This is a genomic window from Pseudomonas moraviensis subsp. stanleyae (genome assembly GCF_036283065.1).
In the GTDB taxonomy this organism is placed as follows: domain Bacteria; phylum Pseudomonadota; class Gammaproteobacteria; order Pseudomonadales; family Pseudomonadaceae; genus Aquipseudomonas; species Aquipseudomonas stanleyae.
Genome location: NZ_JAADJI010000002.1, coordinates 429013 through 445938, shown reverse-complemented (window position 1 = coordinate 445938; position 16926 = coordinate 429013). Strand labels below are relative to the sequence as shown.

Sequence of the window (16926 nt, the reverse complement as noted above, 5' to 3'; positions counted from 1 at the left end):
GCTGGCAGTGGCCATGCTCACCTCCAATAGCACTCTCGATTATTCACGCACCGTGCACAACGCCTTCACCTTATCGCTATTGATACGGAATCTGCGGCGAAAATAAGCTGAACGCACCCGTATTCTTGCTTAGACCTGAAAAAGAGCCCATTCAATGAATAGCCCCAGAACGCTCTATCAGAAACACATCGACAGCCACACTGTTTGTGCTCTCGATGATCAGGGCCATGTTCTTTTATACATTGACCGCCAAGTCGCTAATGAATACACAAGTCCACAGGCCTTTAGCGGTATGCGTGAAGCAGGTCGCCACGCCTGGCGCCCGAGCGCTACTCTGGCGGTGGTAGACCACGTTAACCCGACTGCTCCAATTCGTATTGCCACAATGCCCGATGCGGGCGGCGCACAACAGGTCTCTTACTTCGAAGAAAACTGCCGAGACTTCGGAATTGAACTGTTCGATGTTCTCGATAAACGTCAAGGCATTGAACACGTCGTAGCGCCTGAGCAAGGCTTCATACTGCCGGGCATGATCGTCGCAGCCGGCGACAGTCATACCACGACCTATGGTGCATTGGGCGCGTTTGGTTTCGGCATCGGCACCTCCGAAATAGAACACTTGCTGGCATCACAGACGCTGGTCTACAAATGCTTGAAGACCATGCGTGTAACGGTGAGCGGTTTACTCGGAACCGGCGTCACCTCCAAGGACATCATCATGGCTCTGATCGAAAAGATCGGAGCTTCGGGCGCCACAGGTTACGCGATTGAGTTCGCGGGGCCGGCGATCAACGACCTCAGCGTTGAAGCCAGAATGACCATCTGCAACATGGCTGTAGAAGCTGGCGCGAGAGGCGCCTTCATGGCACCGGACGAAAAAGTCTTTGCCTACCTGCAATCCAGGCCCCGCGCACCTCAAGGCGAAATGTGGGAGCAGGCAGTCGCGAAATGGAGAGGACTGCATAGCGACGAAGGTGCTGTGTTTGATCGTGAAGTCACTCTCGATGTTGGTGCGCTGGAACCCATGGTCACCTGGGGTACGAGCCCTGATCAGGCGGCGCCGGTTGGAAGTCGTGTGCCAGATCCGGCCACCCAGACAGACCTCATATTGCGTCAGGGCATGCAACGAGCCTTGGACTACATGGGCCTGGTACCCGGAATGCCGCTCAGCGAAGTGATGATTAGCCATGCGTTCATTGGTTCCTGCACCAATGCCAGGATTGAAGACTTGCGTGATGTTGCACGGGTGGTGCGCGGTAAACGAGTCGCTGCCCATGTGCGAGCAATGATCGTCCCGGGATCGACGTTGGTGCGTAGCCTGGCCGAAGAGGAGGGGCTCGCGCAGATTTTCCTGGACGCGGGTTTTGAGTGGCGGCAATCGGGCTGTTCGATGTGCCTGGCCATGAATGATGACGTGCTCGCACCCGGTGACCGGTGTGCATCCAGTACCAATCGCAACTTTGAAGGCCGGCAGGGCGCCGGTGCGCGCACCCATCTGATGAGCCCGGCGATGGTCGCTGCGGCGGCGATTACCGGGCATTTGACTGACGTTCGATCTTTCGCTCTGGAGGCGTGAACATGCAACCTTTCACCACGGTAATCGGCAATGCAGCACCGTTTTTGGCTTCCAACATCGACACCGACGTCATCATGCCCAAGCAGTTCCTCAAGGGGATCGATCGCAAGGGGCTGGACCAAGGCCTGTTCTTCGATCTGCGATTCCTTGAGTCCGGCGAACCCAATCCGGAGTTCATTCTCAATCGGCCCGCCTGGAACGCTGCCGCTTTTCTGGTGGTCGGACCAAACTTTGGTTGTGGATCAAGCCGCGAGCATGCCGTCTGGGGCTTGAAGCAAGTTGGTATCAGAGCACTCATTGGCACCAGCTTTGCCGGTATTTTTTATGACAACTGCCAGCGAAACGGCGTGCTGGCCATCCAGGTGTCCGAAGCGCAACTGAAACAAATAGCAGGCGTTATCAGCAACTCAGCAACAGCGAAGATCAACGTGAATCTGCCAGAGCAAACGATCGGATTAGCTGACGGTGCAGTTATTCACTTTGAGATTGATCAATTGCGTAAGCAGTCGCTGTTACTCGGCCTGGATGCCATTGGCACCACGCTTCAGCGTACCGAACAGATTCGCAGCTTTGAAACTCGGTATCTGTCAGAGAATCCCTGGTTGTGATCCAGATGGAAACAGTGTGGACGGTAGATCGCATGCTGAACTCTACCGCCAGGGCATCACTCAACCGATAGATGGCGAAAATACTCTTCGAGAAACTCGACACAAACCCTCAATTTCGCCGACTCGCTAAGTCTGGTGGGGTACACAGCCCATACGTTCGCACTTTGAGTGTATTCGTGAAGTACTTGCACCAGTCGTCCTTGTTCCAACATCGGTTTAACGTCCCACATCGACCGCAACAAGATCCCTCCACCGCTCAATGCCCATTCCAGAACAATCTCACCGTTGTTGGAAGACAACGGGCCGCTCACGCGCACCGACTCTTCTTGTCCATCCTTTGTCAGGTCCCAGACGCCGAATGCGTTATTTCGCTCTTTCAGTACCAAGCAATCATGAGCTGTCAGGTCATCTAATGAGTGAGGCATGCCTCGCCGCTCCAGATACTCCGTAGTCGCACACAGCACTCGTCGATTGCTCACAAGTTTTCGGCCCAGGTGCTGACCCGGCAGGTCATCCCCGACACGTATCTCAAGGTCAAATCCCTCGCCGACGAGATCGACTACACGGTCAAACACGTCCAGACGAATATCGAGTTTCGGGTAGGTCTGCGATAGTTTGCAGATCGCTGGTGCTACGTGGTTACGTCCAAAACCGAAGCTGCTACAAATATGCAACGACCCTGTAGGTTGATGCCGCGCTGCGGATATTTCGCCAAGAAATTCCTGGAGGTCTCCCAGCAATTTTTCTGCCCATTGCCGGGCTCGTTCTCCGTCGTCAGTCAGCGCGATACGTCTTGTTGTGCGGTGCAGCAGCTTTGTGGCTAGAGTCGACTCAAGTACGGAAATGCGTTTGCTTATGTAGGCAGGTGAATAACCCAACTCTTCAGCGGCATTCGCGAAACCGTTTTTTCGGATAACAGTAAGGAAGACTTTTAAATCTTCCGGCAACGGAAACTGCTCACGATTCGTGTTCATATACCGAATAAAGCCGCCATTTACCTGTCGTGCGGGAATAATAACAGCGATTCAGGTTATCAGCGTTCTATGGGGCGAGTGCAAGTTCGCAGTCCGGTGAGGTTCATCGCCATTACTCCTGCACTGCCAGCGCAGCAATCAATTCCTGGGTGGTGACGATCGAATGAGCGAAAGTCGGCCCGTTCAACTCGTGGGCGGCGTGCATCATTTCCGCACGGAATGCGGCGGTCGCATCACGCACCAAGGTGACGTGGTAGCCCAGTTCCGAGGCGTAGCGGGCGGTCGCTTCGATGCAGGTATTGGCGAGCAGGCCGACGATAATGACGTGGGTGATGCCTTTCTGCTTCAGGCGAAAATCAAGGTCGGTATTGGCAAAGCCGCTGGAGCCCCAATGTTCCTGCACGACAATGTCGCCATCCTTCGGCGCGAAATCGGGATGCCATTCGCCGCCCCATTCACCGCGTGCGAAGTGGTGCATGTGCATGATTTTGCACTGGGTCGGTGTTGGATGATCCCAGCCTTCGTAGTCGCCGTGTTCCCAGCGGTGGTGCGGCACGATGACCACCGGAATGTTCTGCGCCCGTACGGCGCGATCGAGGGCCCGCAGGTTGTCGAGCAGCCCGACCTGTTCGGCAATCGGCTTGATCAAGGGGAAGACCTTGCCGTTTTCCGAGAGGAAATCGTTGTACGGATCGACCAGCAGATAAGCAGTGCGATTGAGCGGATAAGGGGCGCTCGACATGACGATGTACTCCACAAAAGTTGAATGAGCGATGCGGTGGGCTTGCCCGGGAGCATCAGTTTTTTATGACGACGAAAAAGCTCAAGTCAGTTGAAGGCGCTGCGGTAGGCAAAGAGGCCAGGCAAGCCGCCGGTCATCACAAACAGCAGATTGCTTCCCGCCGGGTAGTCGCCTTGGCGCACGGCAGCGAGCAACCCGGCGAAGGCCTTGCCACCGTAGACCGGATCCGTCAGCAAGCCCTCAACGGAGGCCAGCAGCCGAACCGCTTCGAGCATCGATTCGGTGGGTGCGCCGTAGGCGTCGCCACGTTGACTGCCATCCACAGTGATTGCGCTTTCCACGAGGGTTGCGGACGGGTCCAGGAGCTGCAAGGTTTCCCGAGTTTTGCCCAAGGTCGCCGCCGTGGCCTGCTCCTCTGTTGCCAACACCGAGTAGCCGATAACTTCGGTTGATGATCGAGCCAGTGCAAGACCTGCCTGCAGTCCTGAATGGGTTCCGGCGCTACCGTTGGGGATGATGATCCGCTCGAATCGCACACCGAGCGCGTCTGCCTGGCGGAGAATCTCCCCCGCGCAAGCGGCGTAGCCCAGACTGCCCCTGGGGCTGGAGCCGCCCAAGGGTATGAGGAAGGGTTTTTTGCCTTGGCTTCTCAGCGTGCTGAGCAATTCGTCAGCGTAGCTGTCCGGCGTCAAACCCCGCGCCAGCCGATGGAGCTTTGCGCCAAACAGGCCATCGAGCAATACGTTGCCGTTATGGCAAAAATCGTCATCGCTGCGCACCGCCGACGGGGTCAGGATAAGCCCGCAGGCCAAACCGTGGCGGGCCGCGACGGCGGCGGTCAACCGGGCGTGATTGGATTGAAAACCGCCCCAGGTAACCAGTGTGTCGGCGCCTTCGGCCAATGCTTCGCCAAGCAGGAATTCGAGTTTGCGCAGTTTGTTACCACCACCGCCGAGGCCCATCAGATCATCGCGTTTGACGTACAGGTTGCAGCCATGCAGTTCGGCTGCCCGGCTCAGGCGCGACAGCTTCTGAATCGGTGTCGGGCCTTCCAGCAGCGCCACCCGGGGGTAAGCAGCCAGCGCAGTTTCCAGTTGATTCAAGTCGTGAGGCATGACGGTTCACTTGACGTTGATGGAAGGAGCGGGGCGGTCACTTCAACAAGCCCCGGCGAAATGCTTAATAACTGGGATTGCAGTTAAATCGCTTTCTCAGGCTGTGGCGGGCTCTCGTGCCATTTGCCGGAGGATTTGTTCGTATTCCTTGACTGATAGCGATCCGGATACCAACTGACGACCGTTCAGCACCATGGCCGGGACCGAGTTGATCCCGCGTTCAAGGTAAAACCTTTCAAGTTCACGTACCTCGCCAGCGAATGCCTCGCTGGCCAGAATCTCGTGGGCGCGGGTGGTTGAAAGTCCCGCTTCACCGGCCAGGCGCACCAGAGTTTCGTGGTCGCTGGGGTTCTCGCCATTGGTGAAATAAGCCTTGAGCAGGACTCTGTTCAGTGCGACCTGGCGGCCTTCCTGCACGGCCCACAGCAGAAGGCGATGGGCATCGAAAGTGTTGTAGAAATGGCTGCGCTTTTCCAGGTCGAACTGAAAACCGATGGCCTTGCCACGCGCGACGATCATTTCATTGCGCGAGGCGACTTCTTCGGCGCTGCGCCCATATTTGCGCATCATATGCTTGATGGCGTGCTCGCCCTCGACCGGCATGTCGGGGTTCAGTTCGAAGGGCTTGAAAGTCAGCTCCACTGCAACGTCGCCGGCAACATTCGCGATGGCTTGCTCCAGCGCCGTGGCGCCCAGTGCGCACCAGGGGCACACGACATCCGACACAAAGTCGATACGGACGGGAAAAGTCATTTCTTCGACTCCGTCAGTTGTTGGCGGTACTCGGTGGTGGTAATTCCGGCATAGCCCCAGTTATCGGTGTCGACCTCTTCAATAACGATATGGGTGAGGTGCGGGTCCTTGTTGAGGACGGTTTGCATGGTTTTGGTGATCTCAGCGATGACTTGAGATTTCTGTTCTTTGGTAACGCCGTCGCGAGTGATACGAACGCTGATGAAAGGCATGGGATAAGTCTCCAGTAGGCGCCCCATCGACATGATGAGGGGAGCAGTGGGATGAACTTTAGAGTGTTGCGTTCAGGGGATAAATCAGGGGCGGAGAACATCACTTATAACGCGGTGTAATCAATACAACCGGGGGCTTTGCAGAAGGTAAATCGCCCTCCCTGGCTGCAAGCGCGGGGAGGGCGAATGCTACGGCTGGAGGAATCAGTTCTGCGCTTTGCTCATGCGGGTAAATAGCTCGGTGGGTACTTTCTTGCCGTTGGAAATGTACTGGTTGGTTCTGAACTTGTAGACCTCACCTTCCGAAAGAAAACCATCGTGGTTGGTGTCCATCGCTTTGAATTCTTCACCGCCCTGAGGCGCTACAGCCAGCAGTTCTTTAAGAGAGACGAGGCCATCATGATCGGTGTCTGTGCGAGCGAAAGAGTCGTCCCCACACTTGCCTTCACCGCACTTGCCTTCGGCAGTAGCGGACTTGTCGCTGGCTTCGCTGGCGCCGCATTTGCCTTCGCCACACTTGCCTTCGCCGGTTTTATCGGCCGATGCCAGTTGGTAGCCTTGGGGCAATGGCTCAACAGCAAAAGCCGCAGACGATGCCAGGCTCATGCCACCGGCTAAAGCGAAAGCGGCCAGGCCAAGACTGGTTTTGTTCGACATTGGTTTACGGTACATAGTGCTTCTCCAGATGCTTTGCGCGGCGAGGCCGCGGTTCATGCCACAGGGCGGATAGACCCTCAAGGAAGCTCGAGGCGAAGGGCGCAAGCGTCTTCCACTTCGACAGAGCGTCCTTGTTCGGGTAGGCCTATTTAGCGGGAGTCATGTATCGGCGATGTATCGGCGAGCGGAGCATTTGTAAGCCAATCCCAGGACTTAGCGTTTGGGTACATAGAGATACAAAAAACCTGCCTCAGCCTTTGTCCGTCAGTCAGGACAACAGCTTTAAAACGGGTGTCGCGGCTACGCCGACGGCAGCTTGCTCATGCAGCTGGCGCAGCAGCACCAGTGCGTCAGCAACGAAGCCGGTCACGTCTGTTGCACCAGCCTCCGCAGCCAAAGCGTGCAACTGCGCTCGACCATCCATGTCAGGGAACTGCTCGATCCGCTGCAACAAACGGAACGCGAGAGGGCTGACCTGGGAGAATTGCACTTGACCACTCGGCACCCGGCTTATCAGCAGCAACGTTGGTTGCCCTGGAACGTCACAAGGCAGGTGCCCCGGCCCGAGACGATGCACGGCCCAGGTGTAAGCCAGCGGCCAGGCGAGCGGGGAAAGCCTGAGGGGACGGTCGAGTAAATGCGCGGCTTCACTGGCTTTTAACGGCGCAGCGTCCAACTGTTGCAGCGCCATTTCCACCCACTCGTAATGAGCCAATTCAGGCAAGAACGGGTACCAGGGGTGTTCGTGACCGGGCGAGTCTTCCAGGCTCGCTACGAAGTCTACAAACTCACGAGCAATTTCTCCGAAGCGTGGCGTTTGCGCGCGGTAGTCACGCAAAAAACGTCGCACCAGCGCACGCCAACCGGCATCACCCAGCACGGCAACCAGCACCGGAAACGTCCCACCCAGCAACCCCAACAGATTGTTCAACACCAGGTTGAGATAGACCTGTGCTCTCTCGGGATTCATCTGCGCAGGCGGCGCATAACTGTCCGGGTCACGCAGGTACCGGGTCAGTGCGAGCTGCTGACTGTGCAAACTTGAAGTGGAGTCAGCCATCGACAGTCACCCGCAACAAAGCATCCGCGTCGCGTTGCAAGCGCCTGATGGTGTTCAGCTCAACCACCAGTTCGTCGTAGGACGGAAAGTTGAAATCGCGCTCCAGCAGCGTTGGCTTCACACCAAAGAGGCCATAAGCCTGGCCCAGCAATGACCAGACTACGGGTTTGACCGAGGCACCATGGGTGTCGATGATCAGGTCCTCGGCTTCGTCATAATGGCCAGCCACATGCATGGCGATTACGCGTTCTGGTTCCAGGCCGGCGAGGAAAACCGCTGGATCAAAGCGGTGGTTTACCGAGTTGACGTACACATTGTTTACGTCGAGCAACAGGTCGCAATCGGCCTCGCGGAGCACTGCATTGGTAAAACTGAGTTCGTCCATGTCCTGATGACCAGCGGCGTAGTAAGAGACGTTCTCTACAGCAAGACGACGACCAAGAATGTCCTGTGCACGACGGATGCGCGCCGCAACGTGATGAACGGCCTCCTCAGTGAATGGCAACGGCAGCAGGTCGTATAAATGGCCATCGTCACTGCAGTAACTCAGGTGTTCGCTATAGAACGGCACGTTGAAGCGATCAAGAAACCCGCGTACTTGCTCAAGGAAAGACTCATCCAGGGGCGCACTGCCACCCAGCGAAAGTGATAGACCATGGCATGACAGCGGGTAGCGTTCAGCTAGCATCTGCAGGGCCGCTCCATGCGCGCCGCCGATGCCGATCCAGTTCTCTGGGGCAACCTCTAGAAAATCGAAATCCCCGACTGGAGCGTCACGAAGCGTATTGAGCAGCGCACGGCGCAACCCGAGCCCGACGGTCGCCTCCAGGGGGAGCTGTGGATCTAAATGCGTTGGTGATGAAGTGTTCGTTTGCATGAACTCAATACTCCGATTCGACGTCTGAAACCCCCGATCCACAGCACCTCCACGGTTACCGCTGGCAGCCGGGGGGTGTGAATCGGGTGATTGAAACCCGCCACGGTTCTTCTCAAACGAGGTTGATCACCACGTTGATGTTGTTCCGCGTCGCTTTGGAGTACGGGCATGTCTGGTGTGCGGTGTCGATCAGGTCTTGAGCGACGTTGCGATCCAGCCCGGGAAGGGAGACGTTGAGGCGAGCCTGGAGGAAATAAGCGCCATCGGTTGTGCCTAGATCCACTTCGGCGTCGACGGCAAGGTCAACCGGAAGGGTGACTTTCAGCTTGCTCGCCGCAAGCCCCATCGCGCCGGTAAAACAGGCCGACCAACCAGCGGCGAACAACTGCTCTGGGTTGGTACCGGCGCCAGAGGTGCCAGGCGACGACAGCTTTATATCCAGTCGGCCGTCGTCACTGAGGGCGGTGCCATTTCGTCCACCCGAGGAGGTATGGACTTTGCCGGTGTACAGCACTTTATCAATATGAGTCATGGTGAAACTCCTGATTAACTAGCGGGGTTGAGGGCGATAACCTTGGTGACGCGATAACACTCAGCGTGCATTCAAGCGCTTGAGATACCGACCGATGAATGCATCCAGGCTCAGCTTGCCGGCGCCTGTGAACAGCAGTGGCAGAAGTGCTACGAGGTAGATCAAAGGAAGTTTGAAGTTGCCGTAGCCTTTGTTGCTGATGGAGTACCCCATAGCCAGTTCGCTCAACGTTGACCAGTGTGCTGGCCAGTGAACTGCGGCAGTTGCCACGACGGTGACCACTATGAGGATCAGTGCCGAAAGACGTGTTCCCAGGCCTACAAGCAAAGCGATGGAACAGAGCAGTTCTGCCCACATGGATAACTGCCAATTGAACGTAGCCGGCAGCTGATTGAAGGGAAAAGGAAAGGCCCCTTGAATGCTGGGGAACCAGTTCTCACCGTTCCACTTTTCCCATCCCGCTTCAAAAAACTCCCAGGCCAGAAACACGCGCAGGCTCAAAGGGGCGATCCAGTCTCCAGCGAGATCAAGATTAAGGTGCAGGCGATTCAAGACCGATAACGCGTTTGTTTGCATTGGTTTAATCCTCCGACTTGTCGTCAAGAAAGTGGAAGCCCTTCAGGTGCTCCCAATGACAGGTGTCAGGCACAGGAGCACTGCGCTGGCCGTGGGCGCAGTTCATCGTGCTGGTGTATCTCGCTTGTGTCTGAGGGGGCGGGAAGATCAATGTTGTGTAACGTGTTTGCGTCCGTACACACTTGGATACAGAGCGATGCCTGTCGAAGGCGCTATTTTGGAGTTGGGATATACGATCGGCTGCGTTCTGCCGGTGAATGGCGGGAGGATTTCTGGCGGGGCGTAGTGATTTTCTGCCCGCCAATAATCTGTATTGGCAGAGGAATGTCCCGAGGATTGGTCAGTTGTAGCAGCGGTGTGCTGGTCAACCCGTGCGTGAACAGCGCGCGAATGCGAGTCTGCCAGGCGTTGAATGCAGCGGCGGCATGACAGATATTTTGCTGGAGTGAAGGGCTAAGCCTGGCCCAGCCCTGTAAATCAGTGCTGTCGCAGTTATCTGCGGTTCATTTTTTCTCGGCGCTGACCTGGCCGGTATATTTGGGGAGGTTGATTTCCACATCGGCTTTTTGTTGCAGGCCTAGTTCCATGAGCCGGCCGATATGGTGCTGGGCTGCGGGGCGTCGAACCGAGTTGAGAAAACCTGTCCATTCCTTACCGATGTCTTCGTTTGGGGGCAAGGAGGCTATGTTCACCAGATCCTTGATCTCGCCCAGAGACTGCTTGTCGAAGGTGGCAATGCGGCGAGCCAGAGTGTCGACAAACCCGTTCAGTTCACCTTCGGGGAAACTGCGGTTTACGTAGCCATAACGCTCGGCCAGCTTGCCGTCGATGTCGCTACCGCTCAGCAAGACCTCTAATGCGCGGCCGCGGCCGATGAGACGCGGCAGACGTGCCATTGGGCCTCCACCAGGGACGAAGCCGGCGCCAATTTCAAATTGGGACAGCACTGCCTTGTCGCTGGCAAAACGCATATCGCTGGCCAGGGCCAGTTCGCTGCCTACGCCTGAGGCGCGGCCGTTGATCATCGAGATGGAAACCACCGGGGACTTACTCAGGCGTACCAGCATGTCCGGAAGTGGCGGTAGGCCGGTCTTCCCGTTAGGCATTTCCAGGGTCCGCTCCAGAGGCTCCGCAAAGTCGTAGTGGGTCAGGAAGAAACCAGGAACCTTGCTTTCAAAGACCACCACTTTGTTTCTGTTGATGGAAGCCAGTGTTGCAAACAAGCCAGTCAAGCCGAATTCACTCCCTCATATGCTCACCAAGAAATGCCCCCACCAACCCGGCAATCTGCCCAGGCTGCTCATCCAGCGCAAAATGCCCGGCCTCCAATACATGAATCTCGGCATTCGGCAAATCCCGGCGATACGCCTCGGCCTCAGCCACATCAAAAGACGGATCAAACTTGCCCCACACCACCAGGGTCGGCGGTTGATGTTCGCGCAACCATGCTTGCCACTTCGGATAGCTGGCCACGTTGTTGCGATAGTCGTAGAAAAGGTCACTTTGTATATCCGCTTGCTGCGGCTGGTTCAGGAAGTTGAATTCATCGGTCCACAGATCCGGATTGAAAAGCTCGACATTCGGGTTGGCCCCCACATGCCGTTGCCGAGTGGTCGCGAAGGAGAAAAAACTCGCCCGCAGTCCCGCCTCGTTTGCCGCCCGATTGGCCCAGAACTCACGACGTTTTTGCCACAACGGCCCCAAACCATCCTCATGGGACACTGCATTCTGAACAATCAGCGCCTGCAACCGTTCAGGATGAGCCAGCATCATCCTGAAGCCCACCGGGCCGCCGTAATCCTGAACATACAGCGCATAACTTTTCAGCCCCAACGTTTCAGTGAAGTGCTCCATTACACTGGCCAGATGATCGAAGGTATAGGAAAACGCCTTGGGATCGGGCGCATCGCTATGACCAAAGCCCGGATAGTCCGGCGCAACCAGATGGTAATGCTCAGCCAGCCGCGCCAGCAGCGGGTCATACATGCGCGAAGAGCTGGGGAAACCGTGCAGCAATAATAAGGTAGGCGCATCTGGCCGACCGGCTTCACGGTAGAAAATCGTCAGGTCATCGACCTTGATACTTCGGTAGGCAACGGCCAGTTGCGCGGTGGGATATCCCGCAGACTCGGCAGCTTGGGTAGTGCTGGAAAGAGACACACCCAAGGCGCAACCAAGGGCCAGGGCAGACAGCAATTTACTCATAGGAGGGCTCCGACTGAAGGGTGGAAAATGAGGCGTCGGATAACGGTGCCACCTCGATGTATCCACCCTGTATCGGTTTTGTAATCGCCGGTATGTTTCCCGGGGAAACTTACACAGCGATACACACCCGCAAGTCCCCGCGCGCCCTTGTTGGAGCGCGGTGTATTTGTAATGGCGGGTCTGGAACAGCCTAAGGTATCAAGCGCATCTCTCGCAGTTTGTCGAACACGTCGAAAAATGCCTGATCACTCGCCTGGTAGGCAGTGAAGCCCATCAGGCGGCTTTTCGACATGTCCGTGACCACTTCGATCGGTCGACCGAGATCCGCATCGGTATGCCATGGGGAAATCAGGCGACTGATATCGGATTCTTTCAGGCCGTGCTCCGCGACTATTTGCGTCCAGACCGTTTGATCATCAGCCATCTGTTTCTCTAGAGGAGAGGGGGACGCAGGATAGTCGGCAGCAGGCAAGTCGAAGTATTCGGCGATTCGACCCCACATCCATTTCCAGCGAAACACGTCGCCATTGGTGATATTGAATGCCTGGTTAGCCGCAGCCGGGGTGGTGGCCGCCCACAATTGTTGTTTCGCCAACTGCCGCGCATCGGTCATGTCGGTGAGGCTGTCCCACTGCACCCTTGATCCGGGAAACACGAAAGGGCGATTGGTTTTTTTGCAAATCGAGGCATAGACGGCGAGGGTGGTTGCCATGTTCATCGCGTTGCCCACGGCTACCCCAGTAACGGTATGCGGGCGATGAACGCTCCAGGTGAAGCCATCCGTTTCGGCAGCGGCGAAGAGTTCGTCTTCTTGGGCGTAATAGAAGTTCTCGACATCCAGCCGACCCTGTTCTTCGCGAAACGGTGTCTGTGGCAGGCTGCCTTTACCATAGGCTTCGAACGGGCCGAGGTAGTGTTTCAGGCCGGTAACCAGTGCTACGTGTTTGACGCTTTTGGCTGGGCGAATGGCGGCGAGGACGTTGCGCACCATGGCCGCATTGACGCGAATGTTCTCGGCTTCCGTGGCTTGGCGTGACCATGTGGTAATGAATACATGCGTGGGTTTCAAACCCGCCAGCGCCTGTTCCAGCGAAGCCGGATCCTGAAGATCTGCCGCGACAGGGATCACGCCTTGCGCTTGCGATGGATGCCTCGAAAGGGCGGCGACCTGCCATTTGTTGTCGATGAGTAACTGGGTGATGGCGCTGCCGACAATGCCGCTGGCGCCCACGACTAAAGCTGTCTGGGTCATAGGTTTCTCCTGGATGTGAATTTGGGAGTCCGTGTGAGCAACAGAGGTTCAACCGGAAAATCCGTTAGAGTGTTCGCCACTCTCCGTTAAAGCCTGTGAAAAATGACTCGTCCGCTGTTTGTTGCTCTGGATGGCCCCAAAGGCGTCGGCAAAACCTCGCTATTGGAGGCGATCACTGAAGCGCTGAGGGCTGACAACCAGAAAGTCATCCGACTTTGCGAGAAAAAAAGCGACCCGTTCAGGGGCGAGACAATGCGCTTGGTAAATCAACTCGTCCGACATCCTGACCGGGATCTGGAGCTGGAAGTCTGCCGACGCCTGGCTGATAGCCGCAGCTGGATTTCCCAGCACGTGCTGACCAGACAACCCACCGACAGCATCATCCTGATCGATCGCTGGTACCCGTCCGAGGCCGCATTTCGCCGGACAGTCCCGTTCGCAGAAATCCTGAAATTAAACCTTGATCGCGACGTTCAGGTGCCAGACCTGCATGTCGGGGTGGTCACAGCGGCGGAGATTTCGTGGGCGAGGGCGGGGGCACGACGGCGCGGCTTGAGTAGTACCGTGCTTCGCGGTCTGGAGGAGCATGTCGCTTGCACTCGGGCGTTTGAGCAAGCCGCTGCCGATCGGGGTTGGTTTTTGTGCCGCAATGAAGGAACGCTCAAGGAGGCGACGAGGCGGGTGGTCGTGGAGGTTAATCAGGTGCTGAGCCGCCGGCGTATTTCCTTGGACTGACTGCTGAGCACGCGCGCAAATCTGCGCTGCCGACGAGCGGCGCAAATATGACAAAGTATTTCACCGCTAAGCGAGGTCAAGTGATTAGGTTCATTCAGAGGTTTCAAGATGAGATTTGCACGTTTTTGCCAGGCACTTTCCAACTGGGCAGGTAGCCCGAAGACCTTTTTGACAGCGATCGTTCTGATCATCGCCTGGGCTGGAACAGGGCAGTACTTTCACTACAACGACACCTGGCAACTCATCATCAACACCTCGACGACCATCATCACGTTCCTGATGGTGTTCCTCATTCAAAACACCCAGAACCGCGACAACGATATTCTGCATTTGAAGATCGATGAGCTGATACGAGCCACCAATGAAGCGCAGAACGCCACGCTGGGTCTCGAGAAGATGGAGGCGCGCGAGCTGAGGAAACTCCGGGATCGGTATCGTGCGCTGGGTGAGTCGAGTGAGATTGATGTAGCCGATCCATGATGATGGGGCTCGCTAGGGTCTTTTTTCTGTCGCTATCGTGACGGTTCACAAGCGGTAATGTTTTCGATCTTCACAGTCGTTCAGCGCTGGTGGACAATCCGCGCTCTGTTCCGGGGTAGTTCAGCGGTAGAACACTCGGCTCTTAACCGGGTGGGCGCTGGTTCGAATCCAGCCCCCGGACCCACAACATCGCAGGCTCGGAAGGACTCATGCCCAGGGACGATAGGGAATTGAATGCAAAGGTCAGCTTGGGTGCTGGCTATGCAGCCTTTCAGCTGTCTCGGGCATTCGCTGCGTCGGGCCTCGACAATGATGGGCAGACGAGCAAGCGCATCGAGCGCTGGCGCAATGTAATCAGGCATATATCCGAGGGATCCGCGTCGTATGGCTCACGGACGCCATTCGCCGATATCCCTGAATGGGTCACGCTGGAAGTCGCGACAGGGGGCTTCGCCACCGGGCAGTACATGGCCGGTGGCGCACTAACCGAGTACGAGCGACAGCTGGCTGCTTCGATTCCAGGTATCCGTCCTGGCTTCGAGCGACTAGATCTCAACACTTGGCACCTTACGGAGGAGGGGATCGAGGTACTGCAGACGAAGCTGGTGAGCAGTGATTATCGGGTCGACGTGCCAGAAGAGGCGGCACTGCTGACAGTGGCCTGGTTGATCGGGCAGCAGCGCACAGAGAGCGCATGGGATCTGGTTGAAGCGATAGCGCCCTTCTTTGAGCAACTGCGATTCTTTCCGATGGCTTCTGACGGTTTGCCGCTTTCTGCGGGGCAAGTTCAGGTTTTTACCGTCGGTGATGTCAGAACCGTGCTTTCAAATCGCCCGGCACACACTCGCGTGGCAGTGCAGAAACATGTCGTTGAAACTCGCTTGCCGCTTTACGATTCTGCGGTGCCGCTCTTCCTTCTAACGTATCAGGATGATTGGCCTTGTCGGCAGTACCCAGATGGCTGGTTTGAGCGGGCGAATACTCTGAAGCAGCAGTTCGATGTTTCTTGCCCCAGCGCTCAGTGTGAAGCTGAAAACTTGAGGGATCGGGCAGGGGAGTTGTATGCGCTGCTGGGGCTTTGCGCCAGCGATGCGGCTTCGCTTACCGGACGGCAAGTCGGACGAATTCGCAGGATCGTAGACGATTTCGTACGCAAGCATGGTCACCCCGAATCTGAATCTCATCAAAAGCACAGAGAGTCTCAGCGCAGTCATGTGTCTGCACCTGGGCACCATTTGATCGCTAAAGCGGTAGCCCGACGCCTGAGCCGGTATCCGGGTCTGGACGGCGTTTCAGATTTTAGATCTCTGCTGCAACCCGTTACCTGCGAAGAAGCGACAGACTATTCGCTGCCAGGAGGTATCGGCATCCCGCCTGAAATTCGTCGACGTGTCGAGCAGTGTCGAAAGGGCACAATTGCGGAGTTGATCGAGAAAGGACTGATCACATCCGGGGATACCGTGGCGCGGCTGCTGCCAGCGATAACGGCTGAGATGTGCAGCGCTGGATTTCGCGATACTTCGCTGCGGATGCTGTCCAGCGCAACTTATCGCGCCTTTCGACAACGCCGATCATTGTTGCTGTTGGATCTGCAAAGCCAGGTCAAAATGAATGAATTGCCTTGGGTGGCGGCTGTTGAAGGCCAGCGAGAAACGGACGCGGTGGTCGCTGAGGCAGCCAGACAGGTCCTGATCGAATCCGCAGCAATGACCCTTTCTGCTTTCCCTCAAGCGATCCTGCCCAACAAACTCATTCAGGAATTTGCTGCGCTTGCTGCGATGGCCAAGCTGGATCTGCCTTTTGTTGAAGAAGTTGCCTCGGACATTTTCATGGGCGCTTTCTCGAACAAGTACATAAGAGCTGCCAGGCAGGCGGCATCGTTGATAGGTGGCACGCTATACGCCAATTACTACGACATTTACGCAAGCCAATTGGTGATGCTTCCTGAGCAACCGAAATCCAGACGCAAAAGATTTTCCAGGTACAACGCGAGTTCCAGGGACGCATTGGCCAGATTGTGCGCCCGGCGGGCAGATGAGCGCCCGGGTTCATGGCGGCCGGCGACCAACGGGAAAATCATCGAGCAACAACAGATCCTGACGACGCAAAACCTTTCGCTGTTGTTTGGTGAGCTCGGGTTGAAAGCGCTGTTGCAGCATCGCCTGGCGTCTATGGCCGAGGAATGCTTCAGATGGATATGCATGCGCCAGCAGATGAAGTTGCGGTTTTATCACTCCAGCCTGGTGGTGATCAAAAATACGGCTTATGCCTGGCGGCAGATGGTGTTTTATCTAGCGATGCTTGATGAGGCAGAAATGCAATTCGCGATTGAACGTATCGAAGGTCATTTCGCGACTCAGCCCCGTGCATTTCGTGAACGGTTTCTGCCGGCGATTACAGGGTTGCGAGTAGCAGCTTCTGGAGCGCCGCTGACGGAGACTCGCCAAGCAAGCGAAGGCGCTCGGGTTTTCCTCGGATGGACTACCGAACGACACTGGTTGTTGAAGCTGCAAACGAATGGCATTGGGTAGCCTGAAAGGTCGGGAGTGGTGGATCTGATATCTAAAGCCTG

Annotated in this window: 18 protein-coding genes and 1 tRNA gene; 6 read left to right on the top strand and 13 right to left on the bottom strand. The window is 56.5% G+C overall.

The features are described from left to right. Positions 1-154: 154 nt before the first annotated feature. Together leuC and leuD are read left to right on the top strand one after the other, a co-directional pair. Positions 155-1576 (top strand): 3-isopropylmalate dehydratase large subunit, encoded by a 1422-nt coding sequence (leuC, locus tag GXB78_RS04460; RefSeq protein WP_329514474.1) that lies wholly within the window; start codon positions 155-157, stop codon positions 1574-1576. A 2-nt stretch (positions 1577-1578) separates the two neighbouring features. Continuing rightward, positions 1579-2184, top strand: coding sequence for a 3-isopropylmalate dehydratase small subunit (leuD, locus tag GXB78_RS04455; protein ID WP_329514473.1), 606 nt, complete (start codon positions 1579-1581; stop codon positions 2182-2184). Positions 2185-2240: 56 nt separating this feature from the next. Here leuD and GXB78_RS04450 read toward each other — a convergent pair whose 3' ends face one another. From GXB78_RS04450 to GXB78_RS04390, 13 genes are all read right to left on the bottom strand, one after another. Next, positions 2241-3158 (bottom strand): LysR substrate-binding domain-containing protein, encoded by a 918-nt coding sequence (locus GXB78_RS04450; RefSeq protein WP_329514472.1) that lies wholly within the window; start codon positions 3156-3158, stop codon positions 2241-2243. Positions 3159-3270: 112 nt separating this feature from the next. Then, positions 3271-3900 carry an isochorismatase family cysteine hydrolase gene (locus tag GXB78_RS04445; protein WP_329514471.1) on the bottom strand — a complete coding sequence of 210 codons (630 nt, stop codon included), beginning with the start codon at positions 3898-3900 and terminating at the stop codon, positions 3271-3273. Between the two features lie 86 nt (positions 3901-3986). Further along, on the bottom strand, positions 3987-5015 hold the full coding sequence (locus GXB78_RS04440) for a D-cysteine desulfhydrase family protein (protein ID WP_329514470.1): 1029 nt from the start codon (positions 5013-5015) through the stop codon (positions 3987-3989). A gap of 96 nt (positions 5016-5111) precedes the next feature. Further along, complete coding sequence (locus tag GXB78_RS04435; protein ID WP_329514469.1) at positions 5112-5768, bottom strand: DsbA family oxidoreductase; 657 nt, start codon at positions 5766-5768, stop codon at positions 5112-5114. After that, positions 5765-5980, bottom strand: coding sequence for a tautomerase family protein (locus GXB78_RS04430; RefSeq protein WP_016774741.1), 216 nt, complete (start codon positions 5978-5980; stop codon positions 5765-5767). Before GXB78_RS04430 ends, GXB78_RS04435 begins: the two co-directional genes overlap by 4 nt. A gap of 204 nt (positions 5981-6184) precedes the next feature. Next, entirely contained in the window at positions 6185-6637 is a 453-nt protein-coding gene (locus GXB78_RS04425; RefSeq protein ID WP_329514468.1) for an HvfA family oxazolone/thioamide-modified RiPP metallophore, read from the bottom strand. Positions 6638-6905: 268 nt separating this feature from the next. Next, the gene (locus tag GXB78_RS04420) at positions 6906-7697 is read right to left on the bottom strand and encodes an HvfC family RiPP maturation protein (RefSeq protein WP_329514467.1); all 792 of its coding nucleotides are present in this window, start codon (positions 7695-7697) and stop codon (positions 6906-6908) included. Next, entirely contained in the window at positions 7690-8574 is an 885-nt protein-coding gene (locus GXB78_RS04415; protein WP_329514466.1) for an HvfB family MNIO-type RiPP peptide maturase, read from the bottom strand. Before GXB78_RS04415 ends, GXB78_RS04420 begins: the two co-directional genes overlap by 8 nt. Before the next feature lie 112 nt (positions 8575-8686). Further along, positions 8687-9106, bottom strand: a complete 420-nt coding sequence (locus tag GXB78_RS04410) for an organic hydroperoxide resistance protein (RefSeq protein ID WP_329514465.1) — start codon at positions 9104-9106, stop codon at positions 8687-8689. Between the two features lie 60 nt (positions 9107-9166). Continuing rightward, positions 9167-9682, bottom strand: a complete 516-nt coding sequence (locus GXB78_RS04405; protein ID WP_329514464.1) for an HvfX family Cu-binding RiPP maturation protein — start codon at positions 9680-9682, stop codon at positions 9167-9169. Between the two features lie 503 nt (positions 9683-10185). Next, on the bottom strand, positions 10186-10914 hold the full coding sequence (locus GXB78_RS04400) for an enoyl-CoA hydratase/isomerase family protein (protein ID WP_329514463.1): 729 nt from the start codon (positions 10912-10914) through the stop codon (positions 10186-10188). A gap of 7 nt (positions 10915-10921) precedes the next feature. Beyond that, positions 10922-11887: an alpha/beta fold hydrolase gene (locus GXB78_RS04395; RefSeq protein ID WP_329514462.1), complete on the bottom strand. Its 966-nt coding sequence runs from the start codon at positions 11885-11887 to the stop codon at positions 10922-10924. A 190-nt stretch (positions 11888-12077) separates the two neighbouring features. Further along, a complete protein-coding gene (locus GXB78_RS04390; RefSeq protein ID WP_329514461.1) occupies positions 12078-13139 on the bottom strand; it encodes an SDR family oxidoreductase in 1062 nt (353 codons plus the stop codon). 102 nt (positions 13140-13241) lie between these two features. On the opposite strand from GXB78_RS04390, the gene GXB78_RS04385 reads away from it, so the two are divergent. The 4 genes from GXB78_RS04385 to GXB78_RS04370 all read left to right on the top strand — a co-directional run bounded on the left by GXB78_RS04385 (position 13242) and on the right by GXB78_RS04370 (position 16885). Continuing rightward, positions 13242-13874 (top strand): dTMP kinase, encoded by a 633-nt coding sequence (locus tag GXB78_RS04385; RefSeq protein WP_329514460.1) that lies wholly within the window; start codon positions 13242-13244, stop codon positions 13872-13874. Positions 13875-13982: 108 nt separating this feature from the next. Further along, complete coding sequence (locus GXB78_RS04380; protein WP_329514459.1) at positions 13983-14354, top strand: low affinity iron permease family protein; 372 nt, start codon at positions 13983-13985, stop codon at positions 14352-14354. A gap of 109 nt (positions 14355-14463) precedes the next feature. Beyond that, positions 14464-14538, top strand: a tRNA-Lys gene (locus tag GXB78_RS04375). Positions 14539-14563: 25 nt separating this feature from the next. Beyond that, positions 14564-16885: a hypothetical protein gene (locus GXB78_RS04370; protein WP_329514458.1), complete on the top strand. Its 2322-nt coding sequence runs from the start codon at positions 14564-14566 to the stop codon at positions 16883-16885. The last annotated feature ends 41 nt before the right edge of the window (positions 16886-16926 follow it).

Coding starts and splice junctions, on each gene's coding strand:
- leuC (WP_329514474.1), top strand. CDS start 155: ATGAATAGCCCCAGAACGCTCTATCAGAAACACATCGACAGCCACACT.
- leuD (WP_329514473.1), top strand. CDS start 1,579: ATGCAACCTTTCACCACGGTAATCGGCAATGCAGCACCGTTTTTGGCT.
- GXB78_RS04450 (WP_329514472.1), bottom strand. CDS start 3,158: ATGAACACGAATCGTGAGCAGTTTCCGTTGCCGGAAGATTTAAAAGTC.
- GXB78_RS04445 (WP_329514471.1), bottom strand. CDS start 3,900: ATGTCGAGCGCCCCTTATCCGCTCAATCGCACTGCTTATCTGCTGGTC.
- GXB78_RS04440 (WP_329514470.1), bottom strand. CDS start 5,015: ATGCCTCACGACTTGAATCAACTGGAAACTGCGCTGGCTGCTTACCCC.
- GXB78_RS04435 (WP_329514469.1), bottom strand. CDS start 5,768: ATGACTTTTCCCGTCCGTATCGACTTTGTGTCGGATGTCGTGTGCCCC.
- GXB78_RS04430 (WP_016774741.1), bottom strand. CDS start 5,980: ATGCCTTTCATCAGCGTTCGTATCACTCGCGACGGCGTTACCAAAGAA.
- GXB78_RS04425 (WP_329514468.1), bottom strand. CDS start 6,637: ATGTCGAACAAAACCAGTCTTGGCCTGGCCGCTTTCGCTTTAGCCGGT.
- GXB78_RS04420 (WP_329514467.1), bottom strand. CDS start 7,697: ATGGCTGACTCCACTTCAAGTTTGCACAGTCAGCAGCTCGCACTGACC.
- GXB78_RS04415 (WP_329514466.1), bottom strand. CDS start 8,574: ATGCAAACGAACACTTCATCACCAACGCATTTAGATCCACAGCTCCCC.
- GXB78_RS04410 (WP_329514465.1), bottom strand. CDS start 9,106: ATGACTCATATTGATAAAGTGCTGTACACCGGCAAAGTCCATACCTCC.
- GXB78_RS04405 (WP_329514464.1), bottom strand. CDS start 9,682: ATGCAAACAAACGCGTTATCGGTCTTGAATCGCCTGCACCTTAATCTT.
- GXB78_RS04395 (WP_329514462.1), bottom strand. CDS start 11,887: ATGAGTAAATTGCTGTCTGCCCTGGCCCTTGGTTGCGCCTTGGGTGTG.
- GXB78_RS04390 (WP_329514461.1), bottom strand. CDS start 13,139: ATGACCCAGACAGCTTTAGTCGTGGGCGCCAGCGGCATTGTCGGCAGC.
- GXB78_RS04385 (WP_329514460.1), top strand. CDS start 13,242: ATGACTCGTCCGCTGTTTGTTGCTCTGGATGGCCCCAAAGGCGTCGGC.
- GXB78_RS04380 (WP_329514459.1), top strand. CDS start 13,983: ATGAGATTTGCACGTTTTTGCCAGGCACTTTCCAACTGGGCAGGTAGC.
- GXB78_RS04370 (WP_329514458.1), top strand. CDS start 14,564: ATGCCCAGGGACGATAGGGAATTGAATGCAAAGGTCAGCTTGGGTGCT.